This window comes from Rheinheimera soli (assembly GCF_031457405.1).
GTDB lineage: Bacteria > Pseudomonadota > Gammaproteobacteria > Enterobacterales > Alteromonadaceae > Pararheinheimera > Pararheinheimera soli_A.
Map to the genome: position 1 here is coordinate 15,728 of NZ_JAVDWR010000023.1, position 21,060 is coordinate 36,787.

Below are 21,060 nucleotides of genomic sequence, written 5' to 3' on the forward strand. Positions count from 1 at the left end.
CAGTGTTTTTCGCAGTAATAGCGGCACAAGGCGCCAGCATACTGCGCCAGAGCAGAAAGGCAAGTATTCTGTGTATCGCGGTAAGTCATAAGTTGCTTGGGGTTCTGGCTGATGCAGTGTTAAAATCTGCCCAATCAGCGACAGCGCCCGTACAGGATCTCCCTTGAATCGCAAAACCCCAGCACCACAGCATAAAAAAGCACAACCTGGTTCAGAATTACAAAAGCCATGGACTAAAACCAAAGCAGCTGCAGCCAAAAAACCAGAAACAAAAGCTGCTCAGCTTAAAACTGTGTCTGCCAAAGTATTAAAACAAAACCGCCAGGAAGAAGCGAAAATTTATGGTGAAAATGCCTGCCGTGTTGCCTTTTTACAGCGCCCTGAAGCTTTGGTGCGTTTGTATTTAAGCGAGCAGATGGCGCCTGAGTTTGCTGATCTGATGAAGTATTTAGCGGCCAATAAAAAAGCCTATCATGTGGTGTCTGAAGCCGAGCTTGAGAAAGTAGCAGGCAGCCAGCATCACGGTGGTGTGGTGCTGTTGGTGAAACGTAAGCCAGTGCTATCGCTGGCCACTTATTTAACTCAAAACGGCCGCAAAAAGCAGGATTGTTTACTCGCGTTAGATGGGGTAGGTAATCCACACAATTTAGGTGCTATAGCCCGCAGCTGCGCTCACTTTGGTATCAGTGGCATAGTGATGAAAGACCCGGATTTACTGGCGCACGGCGCTGCAGCTCGCACTGCTGAAGGTGGTGTTGAGTTTGTCGAAGGTTTAAGTTGTGACAACCTGCCGCTGGCCTTACAGCTGTGTAAACAAGCCGGTTATACCCTGGTAACCACTTCCAGCCATGGCGGCGTATCGCTGTACAGCAGCCAACTGCCCGCTAAAGTCGTGATAGTCTTCGGTGAAGAGATGTTTGGTGTCTCTCAATCTGTGGCTAAATCTGCTGATATAGCGCTGCAAATTCCTGGTACTGGCAAAGTGGAATCGTTAAACGTCAGCGTGGCTGCCAGCCTGATTTTAGGCGAATGGTATCGTCAGCAGCAGTAAAGGCACTACGTACTCCATTTATGAAAAGCCCTGATTAAACAGGGCTTTTTTCTGGTTGTTTTTTTTCCATCATTTTTCCTGTCACAGCCCAGACGATCAGCGCGCCCCAGGCAATGATGGAAAAACCTGCTGGTATATTGGCAACTAAAATCAGTTTTAAATGTTTGCGGTTAAAGGCCAAAGCAAGCAAAGCTGGCAAAAAGTAGACAGCCAGAAACAGGGGTAAAAAAACCAGCCATTGTGTCAGTGAAGCTGCAGCAAAAGCATTGCTAAAGGTCGTTATCATTTCGTTCATCTTTTAATCCTCTGTGTGATCCAAGTCTGTGATAGAACAACTTCAGAGTAAAAGATCCGTCAGATTATGCCTGCTAAAAAGTGATTTTCGGCCAAAATCACAGAAATACGGTTAACCCCAGGCATTAAACAACTGTTTTAGCTGCTGCACCTGACGGCGGCTGACTTCCACTGCAGAGCCATCCTGTAGTACTGCAATCATGGTGCCGGCAGCCAGGCCTGGTTCGATTTGTCTGATAGCATCAATACGCACTATGTCGGAGCGGCTGACTTTAAAAAACTGCTGAGGGTTTAGGCGCATCTCTACCCTGGATAAAGAGCTGTGTAAAAAACTTTTACCATCCTCGCAGTACACAGCGGTGTGGTTGCCAATACTTTCAAAACGCTGAATTTCGTTTAATCTTTTGATCCGGCTTATCTCGCCAAATTTCAGCAAAATGCCGTGCTGTTCAGGCAAATAACTGTGCTGCTGACCTGAAGCCTGCTGTTGCTCCAGCTTTTGAATAGTGCGTTCCAGTCGTTCTGGCGCAACAGGTTTTAATAAATAATCCAGCGCATTCAGTTCAAAAGCGTCCAGTGCGTATTGATCAAAAGCTGTGCAAAACACAAAACGGCAATTCTGTTGTATTTGAGAGGCCAGTTGTAGCCCTGATAACCCCGGCATCTGAATATCTAAAAACACCAGGTCAAAAGCCTGCTGCTGCATCAGCTCCAAAGCTTGCTCCGCTGTACTGGCTTCAGCCTCAATACTGATCCGGGGGTAAGGGCTCAGTAAACGCTTGAGTTCGGCTCTGGCTAAACGTTCATCATCCACCACTAAGGTTTTAAACATAAGGCAGCTCCATCCGTACTTCAAACTGCTGCTCTGTTTTAGTCTGCTGCCAGCGAATGTTATCACCCAGTTGCAACTGAAGACGTTGCTGTAGGTTGTTAAGCGAGCTGCCTGTGCCTTTAAAAGGGCTGGCCGCCTTGTAGCTGTTGCTGACTGACAACACCCAGACGGAGTGGCCTGTTTTTTCTGCTTTTACTTTTAACCAGCCAGGTGCTGCATTAGGGCTAATACCGTGCTTAATTGCATTTTCAATCAGTGTTAAGACAGTCAGCCCCGGCAATTTTTGTGTCAGACAGTCTTCAGCGAATTCAATACAAGTCTCCAGCCGTTGCTCCAGCCTTACCTGTTCTATGTGCAGATAAAATTCTGCGGTTTGCCATTCCTCCGCCAAAGTGGCGACAGGCCGCATCTGAGTTTGTAAATGAATACGCAGCAGTTCAGATAAATGAGTGACGGTTTGTGCGGCCTGCTGCTGATCTTCAAAAATTAAGGCTCGTACAGAATTTAAGGCATTAAATAAAAAGTGTGGACTGAGCTGGTAGGTCAGTTGCTGAATTTGTGCTTGTTGCATCTGGTGTTGTAATTGCTTTTTTTGCTGCATATTGTGCCAAAACAAATAAATCATGCTCCAGCCAAGCAACACGATAAGTGAATTAAAACCACCCAAAAGCCATTGATTAAAATGAGAAAACTCCATCAGAACTTGTTGGTTTTGATGATTAAAGCTGACGGTGTCGATTTGGGTTGTTTTCAAAAATTCCAGATTAGCCGTTAACATCGAAGTGCCTGACCAAAATAACGACAACCCTATTAAATACAAAAAACACCACAGGACGGGTAACAGTTTTTTCGGGGTATTGACCAGATATAATTTCAACACAGGCCTTAACAACAGGTGAGTGAGCAGCAATGAGCTTGCACCGTCAATCAATCCCCGTATTAAAAAGCGTGAGGCTATGTTGTTATTCTGGATGTCCAGGAAAGGTTGCATCATCACCAGGTAGCTGGCAAAAAACAACAAAACAAAAATCAACTGACCCAGCAGATAGGCTTTGCTAAAGCGGGTCGATAACTGAACCGCACGACAAAAAAAATCAGACAAGATAAGATTTCCAAAATTAAATAAACGCAGATGTTTTACCGCAGCAAGGAAAAAACAACAAGGGCTCAGGGCAGTATACTGAGCAAAGTGCCCAAAGCCGGTGCTGTTTTTAACGTCAGGTAAGGACCCATAGCCAGAATACAACTCAGGCTTATAAAACTCAGGACAAAAGCTGTACATCGTTGTTTGATATTTTCCATCATGCCGCCACCATCAATAAAGCTGATATAGAGTGTGTTGCAAGGGCGTGTATTTGTTTTATTAAAAGTGACCGGCGGTGAGTTAAGGGGATAAAAGGTTATTCAGGCAGTTGCACCTGGTGACTGCAACCAGTTCTTGTGTTTTTTCTGCTTTATTGGTTTGATAGAGTTAACTACTTAGGGAAAGGTGATATCGGCATGAAACAAGGCGTATGGCTGGCAGTATTTTTTGTGGTCCTGATATGGTCAGGCATAGAGCCAAAAGACCAGTTCACCTGGTTTCTGGAAGTTTTACCCGCTTTAATTGGTCTGGTGGTGCTGGCTGTTACTAAAGGCCGTTTTCCACTGACACCTTTGCTTTATGGCTTAATTTTGCTTCATTCGGTGATTTTGATGGTTGGGGGGCATTACACTTATGCTGAAGTGCCCTTATTTGACTGGATCCGTGACTGGACGGGCGGCGATCGCAACAATTACGATAAAGTAGGGCATTTAGCTCAGGGTTTTATTCCTGTGATTATTTGCCGCGAAATTATTCTGCGTAAAGGTTTAATTTTTGGTCAAAGCTGGCAATGTTTTTTTAGTATTTGTTTTTGTTTAGCTTTTAGCGCTTTTTACGAACTGATTGAATGGTGGGTCGCCTTAGCTACAGGTGAAGATGCCGAAGCCTTTTTAGGCACTCAGGGTTATGTCTGGGATACTCAGTCCGATATGCTGTGGGCTCTGATCGGTGCTGTGCTGGGCTGGTTTATGCTGAAAAACCTGCATGATAAACAGCTGCGCCAACTCAGAGCTGCTGCAGACAAAACTCCTGGTTAGACAGTGACAAACCTGTCAGCTGGCCTGGACGGCTTGCTGATAGCGGGACCAGAGTAACTGAACCCGCTCTACATAAGTTTGAGTTTCAGCATAAGGCGGAATGCCCTGATGTTTATCCACAGCACCAGGGCCTGCATTGTAGGCTGCCATTGCCAGTTTGATATCGCCTTTATAACGTTTCAGTAAAAACGCCAGATAAGAAGCGCCTCCCTGAATATTCTGCTGTTGATGCCAGACATCGGTTACCCCCACCTCATTGGCTGTGTCCGGCATCAACTGCATTAAGCCAGCTGCACCACTTTTGGATAAAGCTTTGGGATTAAAAGCTGATTCGGCATGAATGATGGCTCTTAAGAGGGCAGGGTCTAACTGATGATGCAAAGCTGCTGCCGCTATTTCATGCTGATACTTCTGTAAAAACAGTGGGGTATTGTGCCAGTTCACTGTGCTTTTCAGGTTGCAGGCAAAACAATCAAAACGAACTTTGATATAAGGTCGGTTTTTGGGGGCTCTGTCGGAAAAGGCTGTGACGCCATTGGCTTGCTGGTAGCGATACACTGCAGGGGGTTCTGCAATCACAGCAGGGGCCAGGAATAAAAAAACACAGCCTGTCAGGGCTTTAGTTGCTTGAAGTTTCAATTTATGCCCCCACTTTATACCTGACTTATTGAGCATAGTCATTCTTTGCCCTTTTTGTGACCTTCATCAGCAAAGATAGATTGCAGTTCAGAACCCTGTGTTTTTAGTGTTGTCATAGTGGCACTTTAGAATAAAGTGGAAAAACAGATAAATAGCTGAGTTGTTCAATCGTAAAAACAGATTAGCTATATAGATTTATTTCGTTATCTCAAATCGTTCGGAGCGGCTATTCTCTCTCCCATCGAAGCGAGTTCAATTTTAGTAACCAACCAACATGGAGTAAGACAATGTCTTCAATTATCAACAGCACCATCAAGCCATTTAAAGCGACTGCCTTCCATCACGGTAAATTTGTTCCAGTGACTGAACAGGATCTGGCTGGCAAATGGTCAGTAGTAGTATTCTACCCAGCTGACTTCACTTTCGTTTGCCCAACTGAATTAGGCGACCTGGCTGATTTCTACCCTAAGTTCCAGGAAATCGGTGTTGAAGTGTACTCAGTATCTACTGACACGCATTTCACTCACAAAGCGTGGCACGATGCGTCAGACACTATCAAAAAAATCAACTACCCAATGATCGGCGACCCAACTGGCGCAATCACTCGTAACTTCGGTGTGATGATCGAGGAAGAAGGTTTAGCTTTACGTGGTACTTTCGTCATCAACCCACAAGGCGAAATCAAAGTTGCTGAAATTCACGACTTAGGTATAGGCCGTAGCGCTGCAGAACTGTTCCGTAAAGTTCAGGCTGCACAATACGTTGCAAACCACGACGGTGAAGTATGTCCAGCTAAATGGACTCCGGGTGAAGCGACTTTAGCTCCATCTTTAGACCTGGTTGGTAAAATCTAAGTCTGATTAAGACTGCAGGGGCTGAGTTCTCAGCCCCTATTCCAAACAAATATGTGAGTTTTGCTCACCAGTATTTACTGGTACGGCGAAGCTTTGTCCAAAAGGGCAGTGGCAATCCACCTGAAGGTGGCTGTAACTGTGGCTATAAGAAAGGGGCCAAATATGTTAGATACCAATTTAAAGAACCAATTAAAAACCTATTTGCAAAACCTGAAAAGCCCGGTGGAGCTGGTAGTTGCGTTAGACGGCAGCGATAAAGCAGCCGAGTTAAAAAGTCTGGCTGAAGATATCGCCGGTTTAAGTTCGCTGATCCATTTAAAAGATGAGACAGACCCTGCAGTATTAAAGCCATCTATGCTGGTGCGCTCTACTGCGAAAAACACTCAAATTCGGTTTGCTGGTGTGCCTATGGGCCACGAGTTTACCTCCCTGGTACTGGCTTTATTGCATTCAGGTGGCCATAGCATTAAAGAAGAAGCTGCTGTACTTGAGCAAATTTCTGCTTTGCAGGGTGAGTTTAACTTTGAAGTTTTTGTGTCGTTAAGCTGCCAGACTTGTCCTGAAGTTGTGCAGGCGCTGAATTTAATGGCGGCAGTAAACCCGAATATTAAAACTACTATGATTGACGGTGCTGTATTCCCTGATGAAGTCAGCAAACGTAACATCATGGCCGTGCCTACAGTCTATTTAAATGGTCAGCAGTTCTCTCAGGGCGCTATTACACTGACCAATATTCTGAACAAAGTCGATAGCGGCGCCGCCTCTCGTCAGGCTGAAGCGCTGAAAACTAAAGACAACTTCGACATGCTGATTGTTGGTGGTGGTCCAGCTGGTTCTGCAGCTGCTATTTATGCAGCCCGTAAAGGCCTGAACACAGGTATTGTGGCTGAGCGTTTTGGTGGTCAGGTGGCTGATACTGTAGGTATTGAGAACTTTATTTCTGTCAAAGAAACTGAAGGTCCAAAACTGGTGGCTAACTTAGAGTCTCATGTTCGTCAGTACGAAGTGGACATTATGAACAGCCAAAAAGCAGTGAAGCTTGGTAAAAACGACTTGTTTGAAATCACGCTTGAAAACGGCGCTGTGCTGAAAAGTAAAAGTATAGTGTTATCCCCAGGCGCACGCTGGAGAGAGATGAATGTGCCTGGTGAAAAAGAATACCGTGGCAAAGGTGTAGCCTACTGCCCACACTGTGATGGTCCTTTATTTAAAGGCAAAAAAGTTGCAGTGATAGGTGGTGGTAACTCTGGTATTGAAGCAGCTATCGACTTAGCTGGCATAGTGCAGCATGTGACAGTGCTGGAATTTGACAGCACCTTGCGTGCAGACGCAGTGCTGATTAAAAAAGCGCAGTCTATGGGCAACATCACTATTATCACCCAGGCACAAACTACAGAAGTGCTGGGTGATGGTCAGCGCGTAGTTGGCTTGCAGTACACAGACCGTACCAATGGTGAGAGCAAGACTGTGGAACTGGCCGGTATCTTTGTACAAATTGGTTTAGTGCCCAATACCGAATGGTTACGTGGTGCTGTGGAATTAACGCCACGGGGTGAAATCATGGTCGACAGCCATGGCCAGACGTCATTAAAAGGCGTGTTTGCAGCAGGTGATGCAACCAATACACCCTATAAGCAAATCATTATTGCGATGGGCAGTGGCGCAACAGCGGCTTTAGGGGCTTTTGATTACCTGATCCGCAACTAACAGCTCACCCCGCTATATACCCAAAGTAATTGGAGTTGCAGGTAGGCGACAAGAGCATGAGACCCCAGGAGCATAGTAGTCCTATGTGACTGGGGCTAAAGCTAGCAGTCAACAAAGCTGTAGCTTCAAGTACGAAGGGGATAAAGGTCGCTTTGAGAAAGGCGGCCTTTTTTTATGCTTGTAAAATAAAAGCGATTTAGGTTAAATAAGGTGTTTTTAAAACAGCAACAACAGGACGTTGACATGTTACATCAGGGAAAGTTAAAAGAGTGGGATAGTGCTCAAGGGACTGGTTTTCTGCAGCAGGATAAAGCAGGACCAGATATTCGGATCTGCAGCAGCGGCTTTCGTAAGAAGCCAGATCAGCTAAACAATGGCGACCTGATCTTTTTTCAGATTGAAGTCGATTCAGAAGGTAAAGCCCAAGCGGCTTCTGCTTACAAAGCGGGTCAACGTTTTGCGCCTGCACCTGCATTAAAAAAGCCTGCGCTCTCCACTCTGCCATTCCAGCAGTTATTATCGGTAGTGGTTACTGTGACTATTCTGGCTTGGCTGGGTTATCAGTCTGTGTATTTGTTTAGTGCACATGCTGCCCCGGCTTTACCTGTGATAACAGAGCCAGCACCGTCAGATGAGCCGGTGTCGCCCGCTAGACAAACCCGGTACGAGCAGCACTTTCAATGTGAAGGTAAGCAACATTGTTCTGAAATGTTATCTTGCGACGAGGCTAAATTCTATTTAAAAAACTGCCCTGATGTGATGATTGATGGCGATAATGATGGTATTCCATGTGAACGCCAGCACTGTGGTCACAGACGCTTTTAATCATCAGCTCAAAGCCTGGCGTTTTTCAAATAAGCTTTTGCTGTATCCGACAGCAAAATAAATCATCAGGCTATGGAACACCATCACGGCAGCATAAGTTAAAGCGGCATTCACAAAATGTTCTGATGCAATAATGCCTTGTGGGCTGCTGAAGGTCAGTACCGCCTGTATCAGCGCATCACTTAAAATCAGTGCATAAATTACTTTATGGCTTTGTGCCTGAGTTAAAAAGGCGTTTTGTTGTTTAGAGTACTGATACACCAGATACACGGTTAAAGCAGGCAATAACAACACATCCTGAATAAATCCCAGCTTTATGGCTGAAAAGTAGTTGGCTAAAGCCAGAACCAGCAGCACCAGAATTTGAAAAGCAAAAAAACGGCTGATAATAAAAGACAACATAAAACACCCCTGCACGAGATTAATTAAGTCAGCTTAAAGTATTACCGGATAAATGGCGCTTCGACTTAAGTCTAAGACGAGTTGCTTTTGTCTGCTTCAGGACCTGTAGCTATCACCACCTGATTGCGGCCCTGATGTTTGGCCTGATACAAGGCCACATCGGCCTGTTGCAGCCAGCTCTCCCAGTCAGTTGCTTGTTGCACTGTGGCAATGCCAATAGAGGTCGTCAGGGCTGAACCGTCAGGTAAAGATAACTGATGCCAAACCGCATGACGGATTTTTTCCGCTAAACGATGTAAATCGGCCAGTTGGATCTCTTTGATCAGCAATACAAACTCTTCACCACCGTAACGGAATACGGAATCCTGCTGACGGATCATTTGTTTTAATAAAGGCACCAACTGACTCAGAATTTGATCGCCGGACTGATGGCCAAAGTTATCGTTGACACGCTTAAAGTGGTCCAAGTCCAGCAGCATTAAGCCACTGACACTATTTTTTTGTTGGTATAAATCAATGGCAGCTGTCAGTTCGTCGGTCAGAGAATGGCGGGTCGCTGCACCTGTCAGTGGATCTGTGGTGGCTAAATGCCTTAATTCTTTACGTTGCAAATGAGTGCGATAAGCAAAAATATAAGCAAAAATACTGGTGATGAAAGTTGTAGTAATAAAAGCCAGCAGTTGAAAGCCATTATTAAAAATGCGGGAATGATCAGCAAAATGCAGTGACACAATAGCGCTGACCATGAGTAACAATAAGAGTAAGGCTTTGATGGGGGCTACTAAAAAGAAGATAAACACCATCAAAGGATAAATCCAGAACAGCACATCCTGCCCGAGCTTCATACAAACTAAAACGGCACCAAAACAAAATACGGCAGCCATCAGAAAGCCCGGCTTTTCGGTATCCCCGGTACGCCACGCCATCCAGACTGAAACTGTACTGACGGCTATCATCAGCAAGTCCACTATGCCGACCAAATAGCTGCCAGTTGCCAAACGGTATAAAGCGTAAGGCAATAAAGTACAGCTGGCGATTACGCCAACCAAAGTAATCATCGACAGGTGGAAATTGTCTTTTAAGCGCTGTAGCAAGTTTCGGTCCTTGGCAAGTTGGGGATGGCTGTGTCAAACCATGTGACTTCTTATGCTGAGTCTTACTCTGACAAAGAAAGCAGATGAACACAACTCTGTTGTTTTATCTGCTTTTTATCAGAGTAAGTTATTGCTAAGTCTTTAGTTTTTAAAACGTAATGCCAACTCTTGTAAGGCAGCCAATTGCTGCACTATCAGGCTTTGAATACGCTCATCGGTCAGTTTGCCGTCGCTATCGAAAGTATTTGCAAAAGCGTTACAGAAGACTTCAGGCTTATTCACCAGATGCAGATCTAAAAATACACAAACCTGACGCAAATGATACTGAGCCCGGGACGTACCCATACCACCACCTGAGCCCATAATAGCTGCTACTTTACCCGCCATTAATTCATTGTTGGGTTCACGGGACACCCAATCCAGAGCGTTTTTCAGCGCAGGAGCAATAGAGTAGTTGTATTCAGGGCAGGCCAGCAGCAAAGCATCAGCTTTAGCAAATTGAGCCAGCAGGCGTTCTACTGCGGCAGGTTTAGCAGGAAGGTCTGCATTGTAAAATGGCAGTTCAGATAAATCCGCCAGTTCAATCTGCATGCCCTCTGGTGCATGCTCAATTGCATACTCTACTAAAGCTTTGTTGGTTGATTTGGCTCTTAAGCTACCGCAGAGCGCCAGTACTTTTAATCCAGACATGTCATATTCCCTTTGATAAATGGTGGGATCTCTACACTAAGTCTGAAGTGGATGAATAACAACCTTAATTCTTTATTTTGCGCCAGTCAGAACAAATCCGGATTTAAAAAAGGGATCATCGCCAGAATTAAGGCCTGATGATACACCGAACTACGGCTGAGTTTGTTGTGGGTCAGCAGGGCAATAGCGCCGCCTTTTTGTTTGATATTGTTTTGCTCAAACATGGCATCCATCACATCCCCCAGCTCTTCACCTGCTTTTAGTTGTGCCAAAGCCACAGGCGGCAACATTAAACTGGCTGAACGGGCTTTGCCTATGTTGCCCTGATGTTCAATCACCATCCAGGCAAAGGTGAAATCCCCATCTAAACCTGCTTCTATCGCCACACGATAATCTGCTTTGCAGTCTGCTAATGCCGCCACTCTGTTCATGGCACCCAATAAGGTTTCATCACTGCTCATGGGCTGAGCTGCAACGCCACTGGGCACAGCTACACCTTGTACATCCAAAGTTTCAGCGGGGAAGAGTTCAGCAAAAGCAGAAGCCACGGCTTTGATTTTGGCCGGATTAGCAGAGGCTACCTGAATCATTAACATCACAACACCTGTTGATCAGAGATCCCGAATTTCAGAAAAAACAAAGGCGACCAAGGCCGCCTTCATTGTCAGTGTGCAGTATTAACCTGCTAAACCCACGTACACATGTTGTACGTCATCGTCGGCGTCAATGGCTTCCAAAAAGGCTTCCACTTCGGCGCGGGCTGCGTCATCTAAAGTCACAGGATTATTTGGACGATACACCAGCTTGGCTGAGGTGACGTTAAAACCAAAAGCAGGTAAAGCTTTGCTGACGGCGTCGAGATCAGTAGGTTCAGTCAGGAACACGCTGTCGCCTTCTTCACCTTCTTCAAAATCCTGTGCGCCAGCTTCAATGGCTGCTACTTCTAAATCGGCATCAGGTGTCACAGCATGAGCAACAATTTCGCCTAAGTATTTGAAGTCCCATGATACTGAACCTGAACCGCCTAACTGACCTTTACGGAACAGCACACGGATACTCTGGGCCGAGCGGTTTTTGTTGTCTGTTAAACATTCAACAATAACAGGCACCTGATGTGGGGCAAAACCTTCATACACGACGGTTTCATAGTTAGCCGGGCCATCCAGTAAACCTGCACCTTTTTTAATGGCGCGCTCTAAAGTCTCACGAGGCATTGAGGCTTTTTTGGCGGCTTCAACTGCAACACGTAATTTAGAGTTCATATCAGGGTCGGCACCGTTACGGGCTGCAACCATAATTTCTTTGGCTAATTTAGTAAAAATACGGCCTTTGGCAGCCGAGGCGTCGGCTTTATGTTTAACTTTCCATTGAGCGCCCATTGCTTCTCTCTCGTATCTGTATCAGTAAAAATTAATGCTGGTGACCACAGTCAGGGTCGCAGTCGTCGCCATGTTCATCATCAAAGTCGTCATCGCCGTCCTGATGTTGCATCACGCCCCAGCCATCATTGTGACCGCTGAATTTTTTAGCGAACTTATCCAGTTCAGCTTCACGTGTGGTAATAGCTGCATGCTCTGGCACCATGGTTTGACTGACAATCAGCTCCCATTGCTCCAGATCGTTGAAGTGCAGTTCTACTTCACCTTGCAGCTCTGACGCTACTAAAGCGGCCATAGCTTTTTCTGCATAGTCTTTGTTTTTAAACACCAGATAAAAATCGATGGCCAGAGGCTGGCTTAAATCTATTCCGGCGTCCATTAAGGCACGCAGCATATCGCCATTGCCGTCATCAGGAAATTGCATGGTCCGCTCTCCACATCAGTTTAATAGGCCGAACCGGTCGACCCGGTGCGGCAAGTGGCCGGATTATAGCAATATTCTCTGGCTGATTGGTATGGCAATCTGGTATTGAACTTGACCCTTGTCACGGATAGTTGCAGACTCATCCAAAGTAGAATTAAAGAGTTTGTCCTGATGAAAGCATTTTTGTTTGTATTGTTTTGTGTGAGCTCACCGCTTTGGGCTTGTCTGCATGCCAGTCATGGCATCCACGGCATGGTATTACTGCAGGTGGAAGATCAGTTCATTGCCTCTCATCTGCCTTTTCCTACAGGCAAACACGCCCATCAGATTGTGCTTCAGGTCAGCAGTGAACTGCCGGAGCAAGTCCTGCAGGCGCTAACAGCAAAAAGCCTGGTCACACTGGAGCCACAGCCTTTTGCGTTACAGGATTTACAGCAGGGCAAGCTAAAGACCTTTAATGCACAAGTCTATTTGGGGCACTTTGAACGGGGTGGCAAAGAGCTTGGCACTGTCACTGTGCTGGTGCAGCAAAAACTGCTGGATAAAGCTGTGGGCGCAGTGGCGGAGCAAGACGGGCTTTATCGCATTGGGCTCAAGCAAGGCGAGCTGCTGGTGAGGGCTATAACAGGCGAAGGTGCTGTGGATGAAATTTTGTATCAGGCCAAAGGCAAAAATGCAGAGCAACTTTATTTTGAAAGTGCAGATTTTGCACCTCAAGCGAAGTAAAACCTGATGCTGCTGTATTTAGTGCGTCACGCTACGGCGCAGGACAGAGCTTTGGGACTGCCGGATCCAAGTCGTGATTTGGTGGATAAAGGCATTAAACAATGCCAAAAACTGGCGGATTTTTGTAAAAAACAGCAGTTAAATCCGCAACTGTTGCTGACCAGTCCTTTCAACAGAGCCGAACAAACAGCACTGTTGCTGCATCAGCATGCCGACTGGCCTGAACCTCAAAAACAAGCCTGGCTGATTATTGATACTCTGCCTGAAGTGCAGCGCAAGGCTTTAACTGAACTGATCAAACAAGGGGTTGAGTCTGTCTGCTGTGTGGGTCATGAACCTGATATTTCTGCGTTGCTGGCGCTGTTACTGAATACCAATGCAGAGCATTTTTATATTAAAAAAGCATCCATTACAGCTCTTGATTTGAGCCCTGATCAGGTGGTATTGCTCTGGTCTTTACCTGTGGCTTTGCTGTAACGCTCAAAGGCCAGTAGTGGGGCCTGTTCTATGGCGGCTTGTTGAATAAAGCTTTGTAACTGCGGGAAAAAGCTGAGAAACACTGCTTCGGTTTCTACCTGCAGCTGTGGCAATTCATCTGCAATAGAGACATAGCGGGCAGTAAAGCGGCCATGCAGCGCCATACGGCGTAAAGCCTGTTGAATACCTTCAAGTTGTGCGTAACGGCCAAACCAGTCTTGTTCAGTCACTGCTTTAAAGGTTCTGGCCATAGCATCTGGCATTTGCGGCAAGTCGTTTTGTAACTGGCGATACAGTTGAGCTTTATAGTCACTAAAGTCTGAAGCAAAAAAGTGGCTCCAGTGTTTAATCAGGCAAAAATCAAACATCATATCCAAAGCTATAGGGGAAAAACGCCGTACTTGTGGGCTAAACAGCAAGCGGGCTGCACGAACGTGCGGATGGTGATCGGTAAACCAGTCCACAGCTCTGTGATTGTATAAACCGGCGGCCATTGCAGGGCTTAATAACTCAAGCCGGGTGCCATGGTAAAAGTCACCCAATAAATTACCAATACGGGAATCAGTGTTGGGTTGTGCTAACAGCAGATGGGCCAGATAATTCATTACACCACGGGATTTCTGCAAAACTGCGTTTAGTCTAAGGCAAAAAAGATGTATTTGCTGAACTAATCCGCTATAAGTAAGTGTCTTAAAATTAAGAGAAATACAAAGGGATAAGTGACATGAAACAAGGTGTTTTACTGATAGCTGTATTGGCGCTTACAGGTTGTAGCAGCATCAGTCCACAGGAATGTCAGATTGGAGACTGGTTTGCTATTGGCAAAACTGATGGCCAGCAAGGGGTCGCCAGCACTAAATTTCGCAGCTACCAAAAAGAATGTGCAGAACATGGGGTAGGGTCTGATTTTAAAGCCTATGAGCAAGGCCATGCTGAAGGGGTTATGTTGTATTGCACTTACGATGCAGGCCGGGAGTTGGGCCAAAGTGGCGGTGCTTATAACAAAGTGTGTACCGGTGCTTTAGAGCCGCAGTTTCGTTTAGGTTATGACAGAGGTCGTAAGTGGTATCAGGCTGAATCTGCGCTGCTGAATTTACAAAAAACCTTGCAGCGAAATGCCGGCACTATAGATCAATTGGAACAACGTATCGACGACAACAGCAAAGAGTTGACTGTGCTGAAGGACAAACAGCAGAAACAAAAGCTGTTGGATGAAAACCGTAATCTGCAGCAACAGCTGCGTGAGCTGAACCAAATGCAAGGCCAGTTACAGCGTGATTTGAAACAAGCCGAATTACAGTTTAGTTTGATCCAGCAAGATGGCTAAAAAGGGAGCTGACTAAGGTGGACAACAGATGAAGCTTTTTTGTGGTCTGTTATTGAGTATGCCTTTGCTGGTGTGGTCTGCACCTTTGGATCTGACCTGGACTACAGAAAAACTGTTGATCGCAGGTCAGCGCAGTCGCTTGCCTCATCAACCCCAATGGCCGGAAAAACAGACAGATTTTGTTGCCTACAGTATGACTGGCGTGTTGCCTGACGGCATCCATTGCCAGTTAGAACTAAGACTGCAGGACGAACTCTTGCTTAGCTTACCTTGCACCAAACGTTATGTGCTGGAACGGCCTTTACGTATTACACCTGCTATGAGGCTGGAGTTGTACCTGCATAACACCAACCTGTTTAGTCCTGGTGAAGAAGTGATTTTACGCAACAGAGTGTCGCTGGATGTAGCTCCTTAGGTTGATTGAATCAGCTTGGCTGTGGGCTTTGGCTTAACCAGGCCTGAGCTACACCAGAAGCCAGAATCAGCAGCGCGCCCAGCCATTGTAAAACAGACATAGGTTCGGCAAACAGCAGCCATGCAGCGATAATAACCACTACAGGTTCCAGATAAGCCAGAGTCCCAAACACTCTGGTGGGTAAATGTTGAATGGCTTGCAATGCAAACACCAAAGCTAAAAACCCCGGAAATAACCCTGCAATCACCAGCCAGACCCATTGATCCGCTTCAGGCCAGGGCTGATCCGCGACCAAAGGCAATACGCAAAGCGAGCCTGTCAGCAACTGATAAAAACTTTTGTGATACAGAGGCACAGTATCAGGCACTTTTTTATTGAATAAAATAAAAGCCGTGTAGGTAACTAAAGAAGCCAATGCAAACCAAAGGCCTTGTTGCTGTTCAACACGGCTGCCAAGCTGAAATTCCTGCAGCATAAAAAAGCCAAAAAAAGCCAGTATGATCAATAATAAAGTGCGACTGGTTAAGCGTTCAGCAAACAGAAAATGCGCGATAATGGCCGACAAGGCCGGAGCCAGATAGACCAGCAAAATAGCCAGAGTTAAAGAGATGGTCTGAATTGCAGATAAAAAACACAAAATAAAACTGGCCAGCAACACACCATTCAGCAGCACTAAGGCTGGTGGTTTCCCCTTTAACAGCCGTAATTGCCCTGTTAAGCTTAAATACAATGCCAGAATACAGGCGCCAAAACCTAAGCGGTAAAAAGTAAGGCTGGCCGGGTCAACAGCACTGTAGCGGGCTATTAAACCTATAGTGCCCATCATAGCTGCGGCTAAAGCGGCCATATAAAAGTAACGGTAAGACGATAAAAACATGCAATAGCCACTGCTGACCAAACCAGGAAGATCGTCACTGTAGCGACCCGCTTTGCACAATTCAAGTGGCTCTTTTAACGACAGTTTTGACTGTATTTAGTAACAACTTTTTATTTGTTGTTTTCAGCGAAGCTGGGTAGGCTCAACTTTTTTGACACTATGTTTGCTGAAGGACATATTATGCGTTCGCTGATTTTTGCTTTGCCTTTGGTCATGTTGATCTCTGCCTGTTCGGAACCAGCACCCCAGCCAAAAGTCTCTACTGCTTTGGCTGAAGTCACAGTACTGACCGAAGCTTTTGCCATGCCGGGTTTGAACCGCCACAGGCAAGTGCGATTGTATTTACCTCCCGGTTATGCCACTTCGGATAAAAGATACCCTGTACTTTATATGCACGATGGTCAGAACCTGTTTGATGAGGCTACAGCTTATGCGGGTGAGTGGGGCGTCGATGAAACATTAAATGAGCTGGCGTCCGCAGGCCAGCTTGAACTGATCGTAGTGGCGATAGATAACGGTGGCGAAAAGCGCATGACTGAGCTGAACCCTGTGGATCATGCGAAGTTTGGTAAAGCCGAAGGCAAAGCTTATGTGGAGTTTATTGCCACTACAGTGAAGCCTTATATAGACCAGCACTATAGAACTTCAGCTGATGTGGAACACACAGCTATTATGGGCAGCTCTTTAGGCGGTTTAATCAGCCATTACGCCATACTGCAATTTCCACAGGTGTTTGGCAAAGCTGGTATTTTTTCACCTTCGTATTGGATCACGGGTGAAGAGGTCAGATGGTTTAAAAATCATCCGGCGGCTAAGGACGCACGTCTGTATTTTTATATGGGTGGTAAAGAAGGCGACTCTATGGTGCCAGACCTGCAAAGGGTGTATCAGGCCGTGCTAAGCCAAGGTCATCCGGCTGAATTGACTCAGTATCATCTGGTGGCTGACGCTGAGCACAACGAAGCGGCCTGGCGTGCTGAATTTAAAACAGCAGTTTTGTGGTTGTTTAGTTCCAACCCATAGCAAAAAGCAGAGTCATAGACTCTGCTTTAAGTTTTAAGGCAAATCAAACCACAAGGCTTGCACTGGTCCTTGAATAGCTAAAGCTTTCAGTTCAGTTTCTTTGCTGATTTTTGCGCCATCACCTGGCTGCATAGCTGTGCCGTTTAACTCCAGTTCCCCTTCAATTAAATGCAGGTAGAAGTTGCGTTTGGCAGTCACTGGCAATTCAATCACATCATGCTCGCTTAACAACAGCTGGGATAAACAGGCATCCTGTTTGATCTGTAGCGTACCATCACGACCATCCGGAGAAATCACCAAAGTTAAGCCTGCTTCGGCCTTAAAGTCTTTTTGCTGATAACCAGGCTCACCACCAAATTGATTGGGCTGGATCCAAATCTGCAAAAATTTTAAGTTGTCTTTATCACTGGCGTTAAATTCGCTGTGATAAATACCTTTGCCTGCGCTCATCAACTGAAATTCACCCGCAGGTAAAGTTTTTACATTGCCTGCTGAATCTTTGTGGGCAATTTGACCTTGCAGCACATAACTGATGATTTCCATATCCTGATGGCCATGGGTGTCAAAGCCTGCAGCTGCATCTACTTCGTCATCGTTAATCACTCGCAGCGCTGAAAACCCCATATGAGCCGGGTCGTAATAACGGCCAAAAGAAAAAGTGTGTTTGCTGTTTAACCAGCCAAAATTGGCTGTGCCGCGCTCAGCGGAACGTCTTAATTCAATCATAATATCCCTCGTACTTGAAGCTACAGCCGGTGGGCTGAGTGTGGACAGGCTCTCTCTTTTGCAGAGAGAGCCACCTGGTTGGAATTATGAGTTCAGTTTTTTCGCGATAATGGCGTCGACCGAAGCTTTACCTGCACCGCTGAATAACAGAGAAACACTGGCTGCTAACAAGGCTAAGGCAAATTCGTAGCCGTTGGTGCTCATAAAGAAACCGTTGGCAAAGTGCACTTTAAAGATGGCCACTAACATGGCGATAATTAAGGTCACTGCTGCAGGGCGGGTTAAAACACCAAACACCAGAGCCAAACCACCAAAAAACTCAGCCGCACCAGCTAAAAAGGCCATCAAAACACCAGGCGCCAGGCCTATGCTTTCCATCCAGCCACCTGTGCCTTCTAAACCGTAGCCACCAAACCAGCCAAATAATTTTTGTGCACCGTGTGCGGCAAAAATAATACCAACTGGAACTCGTAATGCTAAAGCGCCAAAACCTGCGTTAGTACTGAAAATTTGTTGTAAAGTTGCTTTGTTCATTTGTATTCACCTTTAAATAAATTGATGTTAAACCCTTCTTTCTTGAAGCTGCAGCTTTGTTGACCAGACTCTCTCACCCCAATCACATAGTTACCTATGCTCATGGGGCCTCGTTCGCTTGTCGCCTCACTGCAACTCCAATTACTTTGGGTTTGTATTAGGGTTGTCAGACTGCTTTAAACCGCTTGTCAGTTCCGATGTCTGTACTTTAGAGCAGCTTGCATTTTTAAAAAAGCGGAATAAACTGAGTTAATCATTCAAAATATTTGAACATGCAAGTAAAGGTATTATGGCTAATCATCCTATTCTGACGTTGGACGCTTTGCGTGCGCTGGATGCTATCGACCGCAAGGGCAGCTTTGCCGCTGCGGCTGAACACTTATACAAAGTGCCTTCCGCCTTAAGCTATACCATAGCCAAACTTGAGGCTGATCTTGAAGTACAGCTGTTTGACCGTTCCAAACAAAAAGCACAGCTGACACCTGCTGGTCAGTTGCTGTTGCAACAGGGACGTGAATTATTGCAGGCAGCCAGCCGGTTACAGGATGCGATTAAACAAGTGGATACCGGCTGGGAGACGCAGTTTGTGATAGCCAAAGACAGCATAGTGCCGTATCCGCCGGTACTGAGCCTTATTCATGAATTTATGGCGCTTGGCAAAATGACCGAAGTCAGTATGCGTGAAGAAGTGTTAGGCGGTGGCTGGGAGGCGCTGGAAACAGGTCGGGCGCAAATTGCTTTGGGGGTATCGGCCGATATGCCCAAAGGAAAATACGAATTGGTGCCTATAGGCGAAGTAGAGTTTGTGTTTGCGTTGTCGCCGCAACATGAACTGGCCAATATCAACAGACAAATTGATTTAGCCGATGTGGAGCAGGAAACGGCTATAGTGGTATCGGATTCGGCTTTGGATGCGCCTAAACGTAGTTCCGGTTTATTTACCACCCGCCGCGTACTTAGAGTCAGTTCAATGCAGGCCAAAATTGCCGCTCAGGTGCAGGGTTTAGGGGTTGGATTTTTACCAAAACATTTAATTCAGGACGAATTAGCCAGAGGTTTATTAATCGCCAAAAAAACCAGCATTCCACGCGAAAAGGCGATGTTGTATCTGGCCTGGCAAAAACAAGGGCAGGGCAAAGCACTGCAGTGGTTTAGTGAAGCCTTTAGCCACTACCCCTGGTTAAAAGTCTGGTCTGGTGCCTAACTGGGCTATGTTGTGGTTTTGTACGTACTTTAATACCAGGAATACAAAGTGAAAGAGATGGGCATTGAATAAAAAAATTAAAGCTGTAGTGTTTGATTTGGATGGCACTTTGGTCGATTCCAAACTGGATTTTTCCGAGCTGCGTCGCCGTCTAGGCTGGCCTGAGCAAACGCTGATCCTGGAGCATTTAGCCACCTTAGATTGTGCTTTGAAGAAACAACAGGCAGAGCGGATTATTATCGACTTTGAACTCGAGGGGGCACGTAACGCCAGTTGGATGCCTAATGCTGAGGTGTTGCTACAACAACTGAACCGGCAAAATATGCCGATGGCAATCTTAACCCGCAATATGCGGCAGGCCACCGACCTTTGTATGCAGGCGCTGAATATTCCTATTGCTTTGGTGCTGACCCGTGACGAGGCTCCGGCTAAACCTCAGCCTGAAGGTTTATGGCTGATAGCTGAGCAGTTGGGAGTGGCTCCAGATCAAATACTTTATGTGGGCGACTATCTGTTTGATATCCAAACAGCCCGCAACGCAGGTGCCTATTGTTGTTTATACCGTTATGGCGATAACCATATTTATGCGGAGCTGGCTGATGTCGTAGTGGATGATCTGCTGGAGTTAGCGGATTGGTTGCAGCTGTGAGCTGGATTTTTGTTTCTAGTGTGGTTGCGGATGCAACAGGACCTTAATCAGTTAAACTTTCCTGCAGCTTGTAGTGCTGTTTAAGCTGCTTTATCTGTTGGTTGTGGCTGTGTAAAAAACGGTCAAAAGCCTGGATCAGCTCCGGATGTCTGGCGCTGGATAAGTGAAAACTGACAGGGGAAAATGGCAATGCAGTGCCTGGTACTAAAGTGCCGGCTTGCTGCATTTGCTCTAATAAGAAGTTTGCCACATTCAGTTCAACATCGGCTGCGTCCACCCGGCCCATCAGTACCATCTTCAGTGCCGACTCAGCATCCGGAGTTTCTACTAATTTAAAATCATAAGCAGGCTGTACTTTAAGTAAATGATCCGGAGTAAAACCACGTGGTACTGCAATGCTTTTTACTTTATTCAGCGGTAGATGCTGGCGCAACACAGGCACCATGGTAGTTCCGAGTATATGAACTGCACTTTGACTAAAAAACAGCTCAGGTTGGTGTTGCCTCGCCTGTCGCCACAGTGGATTGTCCGGATAGATAAAATCCACTTCGTCTTCAAGATTTAATCTTTTGCCGGGTAAATTTACAATCTTAAATTGTATGTGCTGATGAGTTGCAAAAAGTTGCAATAAAGCTTCAGCAAAGCTGTCGGTTTCAGGGGTATTAAAATCGTAATGGGGTTTATAGCTGATATTGTGCGTACCCAGAGTGTAAGTCGTTTTTTCAGCTGCAGTTGCAAAACCCGCACTACAGAAAATACTAATGATCAGCAACCAGGGGCGCATTGAAAC

General features: G+C 46.0%; 28 protein-coding genes. 12 read left to right on the forward strand and 16 right to left on the reverse strand.

The window, feature by feature from the left end; genetic code table 11:
- Positions 1–163: 163 nt before the first annotated feature.
- Complete coding sequence (locus tag J2W69_RS18885) at positions 164–1,051, forward strand: tRNA/rRNA methyltransferase (RefSeq protein WP_310281419.1); 888 nt, start codon at positions 164–166, stop codon at positions 1,049–1,051.
- A 34-nt stretch (positions 1,052–1,085) separates the two neighbouring features.
- Here J2W69_RS18885 and J2W69_RS18890 read toward each other — a convergent pair whose 3' ends face one another.
- The 4 genes from J2W69_RS18890 to J2W69_RS18905 form a co-directional block, all read right to left on the reverse strand.
- Positions 1,086–1,346, reverse strand: coding sequence for a superinfection immunity protein (locus J2W69_RS18890; protein WP_310281421.1), 261 nt, complete (start codon positions 1,344–1,346; stop codon positions 1,086–1,088).
- Between the two features lie 111 nt (positions 1,347–1,457).
- A complete protein-coding gene (locus J2W69_RS18895) occupies positions 1,458–2,177 on the reverse strand; it encodes a LytR/AlgR family response regulator transcription factor (protein WP_310281422.1) in 720 nt (239 codons plus the stop codon).
- Positions 2,170–3,279: a sensor histidine kinase gene (locus tag J2W69_RS18900; RefSeq protein WP_310281424.1), complete on the reverse strand. Its 1,110-nt coding sequence runs from the start codon at positions 3,277–3,279 to the stop codon at positions 2,170–2,172. Before J2W69_RS18900 ends, J2W69_RS18895 begins: the two co-directional genes overlap by 8 nt.
- A 65-nt stretch (positions 3,280–3,344) precedes the next feature.
- Entirely contained in the window at positions 3,345–3,482 is a 138-nt protein-coding gene (locus tag J2W69_RS18905) for a hypothetical protein (protein ID WP_310281426.1), read from the reverse strand.
- Positions 3,483–3,677: 195 nt separating this feature from the next.
- On the opposite strand from J2W69_RS18905, the gene J2W69_RS18910 reads away from it, so the two are divergent.
- Entirely contained in the window at positions 3,678–4,298 is a 621-nt protein-coding gene (locus tag J2W69_RS18910; RefSeq protein ID WP_310281428.1) for a DUF2238 domain-containing protein, read from the forward strand.
- 15 nt (positions 4,299–4,313) lie between these two features.
- Here the strand turns inward: J2W69_RS18910 and J2W69_RS18915 are convergent, their stop codons facing one another.
- Positions 4,314–4,937 carry a lytic transglycosylase domain-containing protein gene (locus tag J2W69_RS18915; RefSeq protein ID WP_310281430.1) on the reverse strand — a complete coding sequence of 208 codons (624 nt, stop codon included), beginning with the start codon at positions 4,935–4,937 and terminating at the stop codon, positions 4,314–4,316.
- 287 nt (positions 4,938–5,224) lie between these two features.
- Between J2W69_RS18915 and ahpC the strand changes: the two genes are divergently transcribed.
- From ahpC to J2W69_RS18930, 3 genes are all read left to right on the forward strand, one after another.
- Positions 5,225–5,791, forward strand: coding sequence for an alkyl hydroperoxide reductase subunit C (gene ahpC / locus J2W69_RS18920; protein WP_310281432.1), 567 nt, complete (start codon positions 5,225–5,227; stop codon positions 5,789–5,791).
- A 162-nt stretch (positions 5,792–5,953) separates the two neighbouring features.
- Entirely contained in the window at positions 5,954–7,498 is a 1,545-nt protein-coding gene (gene ahpF / locus J2W69_RS18925; RefSeq protein ID WP_310281434.1) for an alkyl hydroperoxide reductase subunit F, read from the forward strand.
- Positions 7,499–7,741: 243 nt separating this feature from the next.
- Positions 7,742–8,323: an excalibur calcium-binding domain-containing protein gene (locus tag J2W69_RS18930; protein ID WP_310281436.1), complete on the forward strand. Its 582-nt coding sequence runs from the start codon at positions 7,742–7,744 to the stop codon at positions 8,321–8,323.
- Positions 8,324–8,326: 3 nt separating this feature from the next.
- On the opposite strand, the gene J2W69_RS18935 is transcribed toward J2W69_RS18930, so the two are convergent.
- The 6 genes from J2W69_RS18935 to J2W69_RS18960 form a co-directional block, all read right to left on the reverse strand.
- A complete protein-coding gene (locus J2W69_RS18935) occupies positions 8,327–8,725 on the reverse strand; it encodes a hypothetical protein (RefSeq protein WP_310281438.1) in 399 nt (132 codons plus the stop codon).
- 71 nt (positions 8,726–8,796) lie between these two features.
- Positions 8,797–9,819, reverse strand: coding sequence for a GGDEF domain-containing protein (locus tag J2W69_RS18940; protein WP_310281440.1), 1,023 nt, complete (start codon positions 9,817–9,819; stop codon positions 8,797–8,799).
- Between the two features lie 141 nt (positions 9,820–9,960).
- A complete protein-coding gene (locus tag J2W69_RS18945) occupies positions 9,961–10,509 on the reverse strand; it encodes an NADPH-dependent FMN reductase (RefSeq protein WP_310281442.1) in 549 nt (182 codons plus the stop codon).
- 86 nt (positions 10,510–10,595) lie between these two features.
- A complete protein-coding gene (gene yjjX / locus J2W69_RS18950; protein ID WP_310281444.1) occupies positions 10,596–11,105 on the reverse strand; it encodes an inosine/xanthosine triphosphatase in 510 nt (169 codons plus the stop codon).
- A gap of 81 nt (positions 11,106–11,186) precedes the next feature.
- Entirely contained in the window at positions 11,187–11,888 is a 702-nt protein-coding gene (locus tag J2W69_RS18955; protein ID WP_008900266.1) for a YebC/PmpR family DNA-binding transcriptional regulator, read from the reverse strand.
- Between the two features lie 31 nt (positions 11,889–11,919).
- A complete protein-coding gene (locus J2W69_RS18960) occupies positions 11,920–12,312 on the reverse strand; it encodes a ribonuclease E inhibitor RraB (RefSeq protein WP_310281446.1) in 393 nt (130 codons plus the stop codon).
- 171 nt (positions 12,313–12,483) lie between these two features.
- On the opposite strand from J2W69_RS18960, the gene J2W69_RS18965 reads away from it, so the two are divergent.
- Positions 12,484–13,038 carry a hypothetical protein gene (locus J2W69_RS18965; RefSeq protein WP_310281448.1) on the forward strand — a complete coding sequence of 185 codons (555 nt, stop codon included), beginning with the start codon at positions 12,484–12,486 and terminating at the stop codon, positions 13,036–13,038.
- A gap of 6 nt (positions 13,039–13,044) precedes the next feature.
- Positions 13,045–13,515 carry a phosphohistidine phosphatase SixA gene (sixA, locus tag J2W69_RS18970; protein ID WP_310281450.1) on the forward strand — a complete coding sequence of 157 codons (471 nt, stop codon included), beginning with the start codon at positions 13,045–13,047 and terminating at the stop codon, positions 13,513–13,515.
- Here sixA and J2W69_RS18975 read toward each other — a convergent pair.
- The gene (locus J2W69_RS18975) at positions 13,473–14,120 is read right to left on the reverse strand and encodes an acyl carrier protein phosphodiesterase (protein WP_310281452.1); all 648 of its coding nucleotides are present in this window, start codon (positions 14,118–14,120) and stop codon (positions 13,473–13,475) included. The genes sixA and J2W69_RS18975 overlap by 43 nt on opposite strands.
- A gap of 119 nt (positions 14,121–14,239) precedes the next feature.
- Here J2W69_RS18975 and J2W69_RS18980 point away from each other — a divergent pair, with 119 nt between their 5' ends.
- Together J2W69_RS18980 and J2W69_RS18985 are read left to right on the forward strand one after the other, a co-directional pair.
- Positions 14,240–14,842, forward strand: coding sequence for a DUF2799 domain-containing protein (locus tag J2W69_RS18980; RefSeq protein WP_310281454.1), 603 nt, complete (start codon positions 14,240–14,242; stop codon positions 14,840–14,842).
- 28 nt (positions 14,843–14,870) lie between these two features.
- Positions 14,871–15,257: a hypothetical protein gene (locus J2W69_RS18985; RefSeq protein WP_310281456.1), complete on the forward strand. Its 387-nt coding sequence runs from the start codon at positions 14,871–14,873 to the stop codon at positions 15,255–15,257.
- Between the two features lie 10 nt (positions 15,258–15,267).
- On the opposite strand, the gene J2W69_RS18990 is transcribed toward J2W69_RS18985, so the two are convergent.
- Complete coding sequence (locus J2W69_RS18990; RefSeq protein WP_310281458.1) at positions 15,268–16,134, reverse strand: DMT family transporter; 867 nt, start codon at positions 16,132–16,134, stop codon at positions 15,268–15,270.
- Positions 16,135–16,314: 180 nt separating this feature from the next.
- Here J2W69_RS18990 and J2W69_RS18995 point away from each other — a divergent pair, with 180 nt between their 5' ends.
- Positions 16,315–17,157, forward strand: coding sequence for an alpha/beta hydrolase (locus tag J2W69_RS18995; protein ID WP_310281460.1), 843 nt, complete (start codon positions 16,315–16,317; stop codon positions 17,155–17,157).
- A gap of 33 nt (positions 17,158–17,190) precedes the next feature.
- On the opposite strand, the gene J2W69_RS19000 is transcribed toward J2W69_RS18995, so the two are convergent.
- Entirely contained in the window at positions 17,191–17,883 is a 693-nt protein-coding gene (locus J2W69_RS19000) for a pirin family protein (protein WP_310281461.1), read from the reverse strand.
- Positions 17,884–17,967: 84 nt separating this feature from the next.
- Positions 17,968–18,417 carry a DoxX family protein gene (locus tag J2W69_RS19005; protein WP_310281462.1) on the reverse strand — a complete coding sequence of 150 codons (450 nt, stop codon included), beginning with the start codon at positions 18,415–18,417 and terminating at the stop codon, positions 17,968–17,970.
- A gap of 289 nt (positions 18,418–18,706) precedes the next feature.
- Here J2W69_RS19005 and J2W69_RS19010 point away from each other — a divergent pair, with 289 nt between their 5' ends.
- On the forward strand, positions 18,707–19,621 hold the full coding sequence (locus J2W69_RS19010) for a LysR family transcriptional regulator (RefSeq protein ID WP_310281464.1): 915 nt from the start codon (positions 18,707–18,709) through the stop codon (positions 19,619–19,621).
- Positions 19,622–19,685: 64 nt separating this feature from the next.
- On the forward strand, positions 19,686–20,270 hold the full coding sequence (locus J2W69_RS19015) for an HAD family hydrolase (RefSeq protein ID WP_310281466.1): 585 nt from the start codon (positions 19,686–19,688) through the stop codon (positions 20,268–20,270).
- Positions 20,271–20,313: 43 nt separating this feature from the next.
- Here J2W69_RS19015 and J2W69_RS19020 read toward each other — a convergent pair whose 3' ends face one another.
- The gene (locus J2W69_RS19020) at positions 20,314–21,054 is read right to left on the reverse strand and encodes a transporter substrate-binding domain-containing protein (protein ID WP_310281468.1); all 741 of its coding nucleotides are present in this window, start codon (positions 21,052–21,054) and stop codon (positions 20,314–20,316) included.
- Positions 21,055–21,060: the final 6 nt, after the last annotated feature.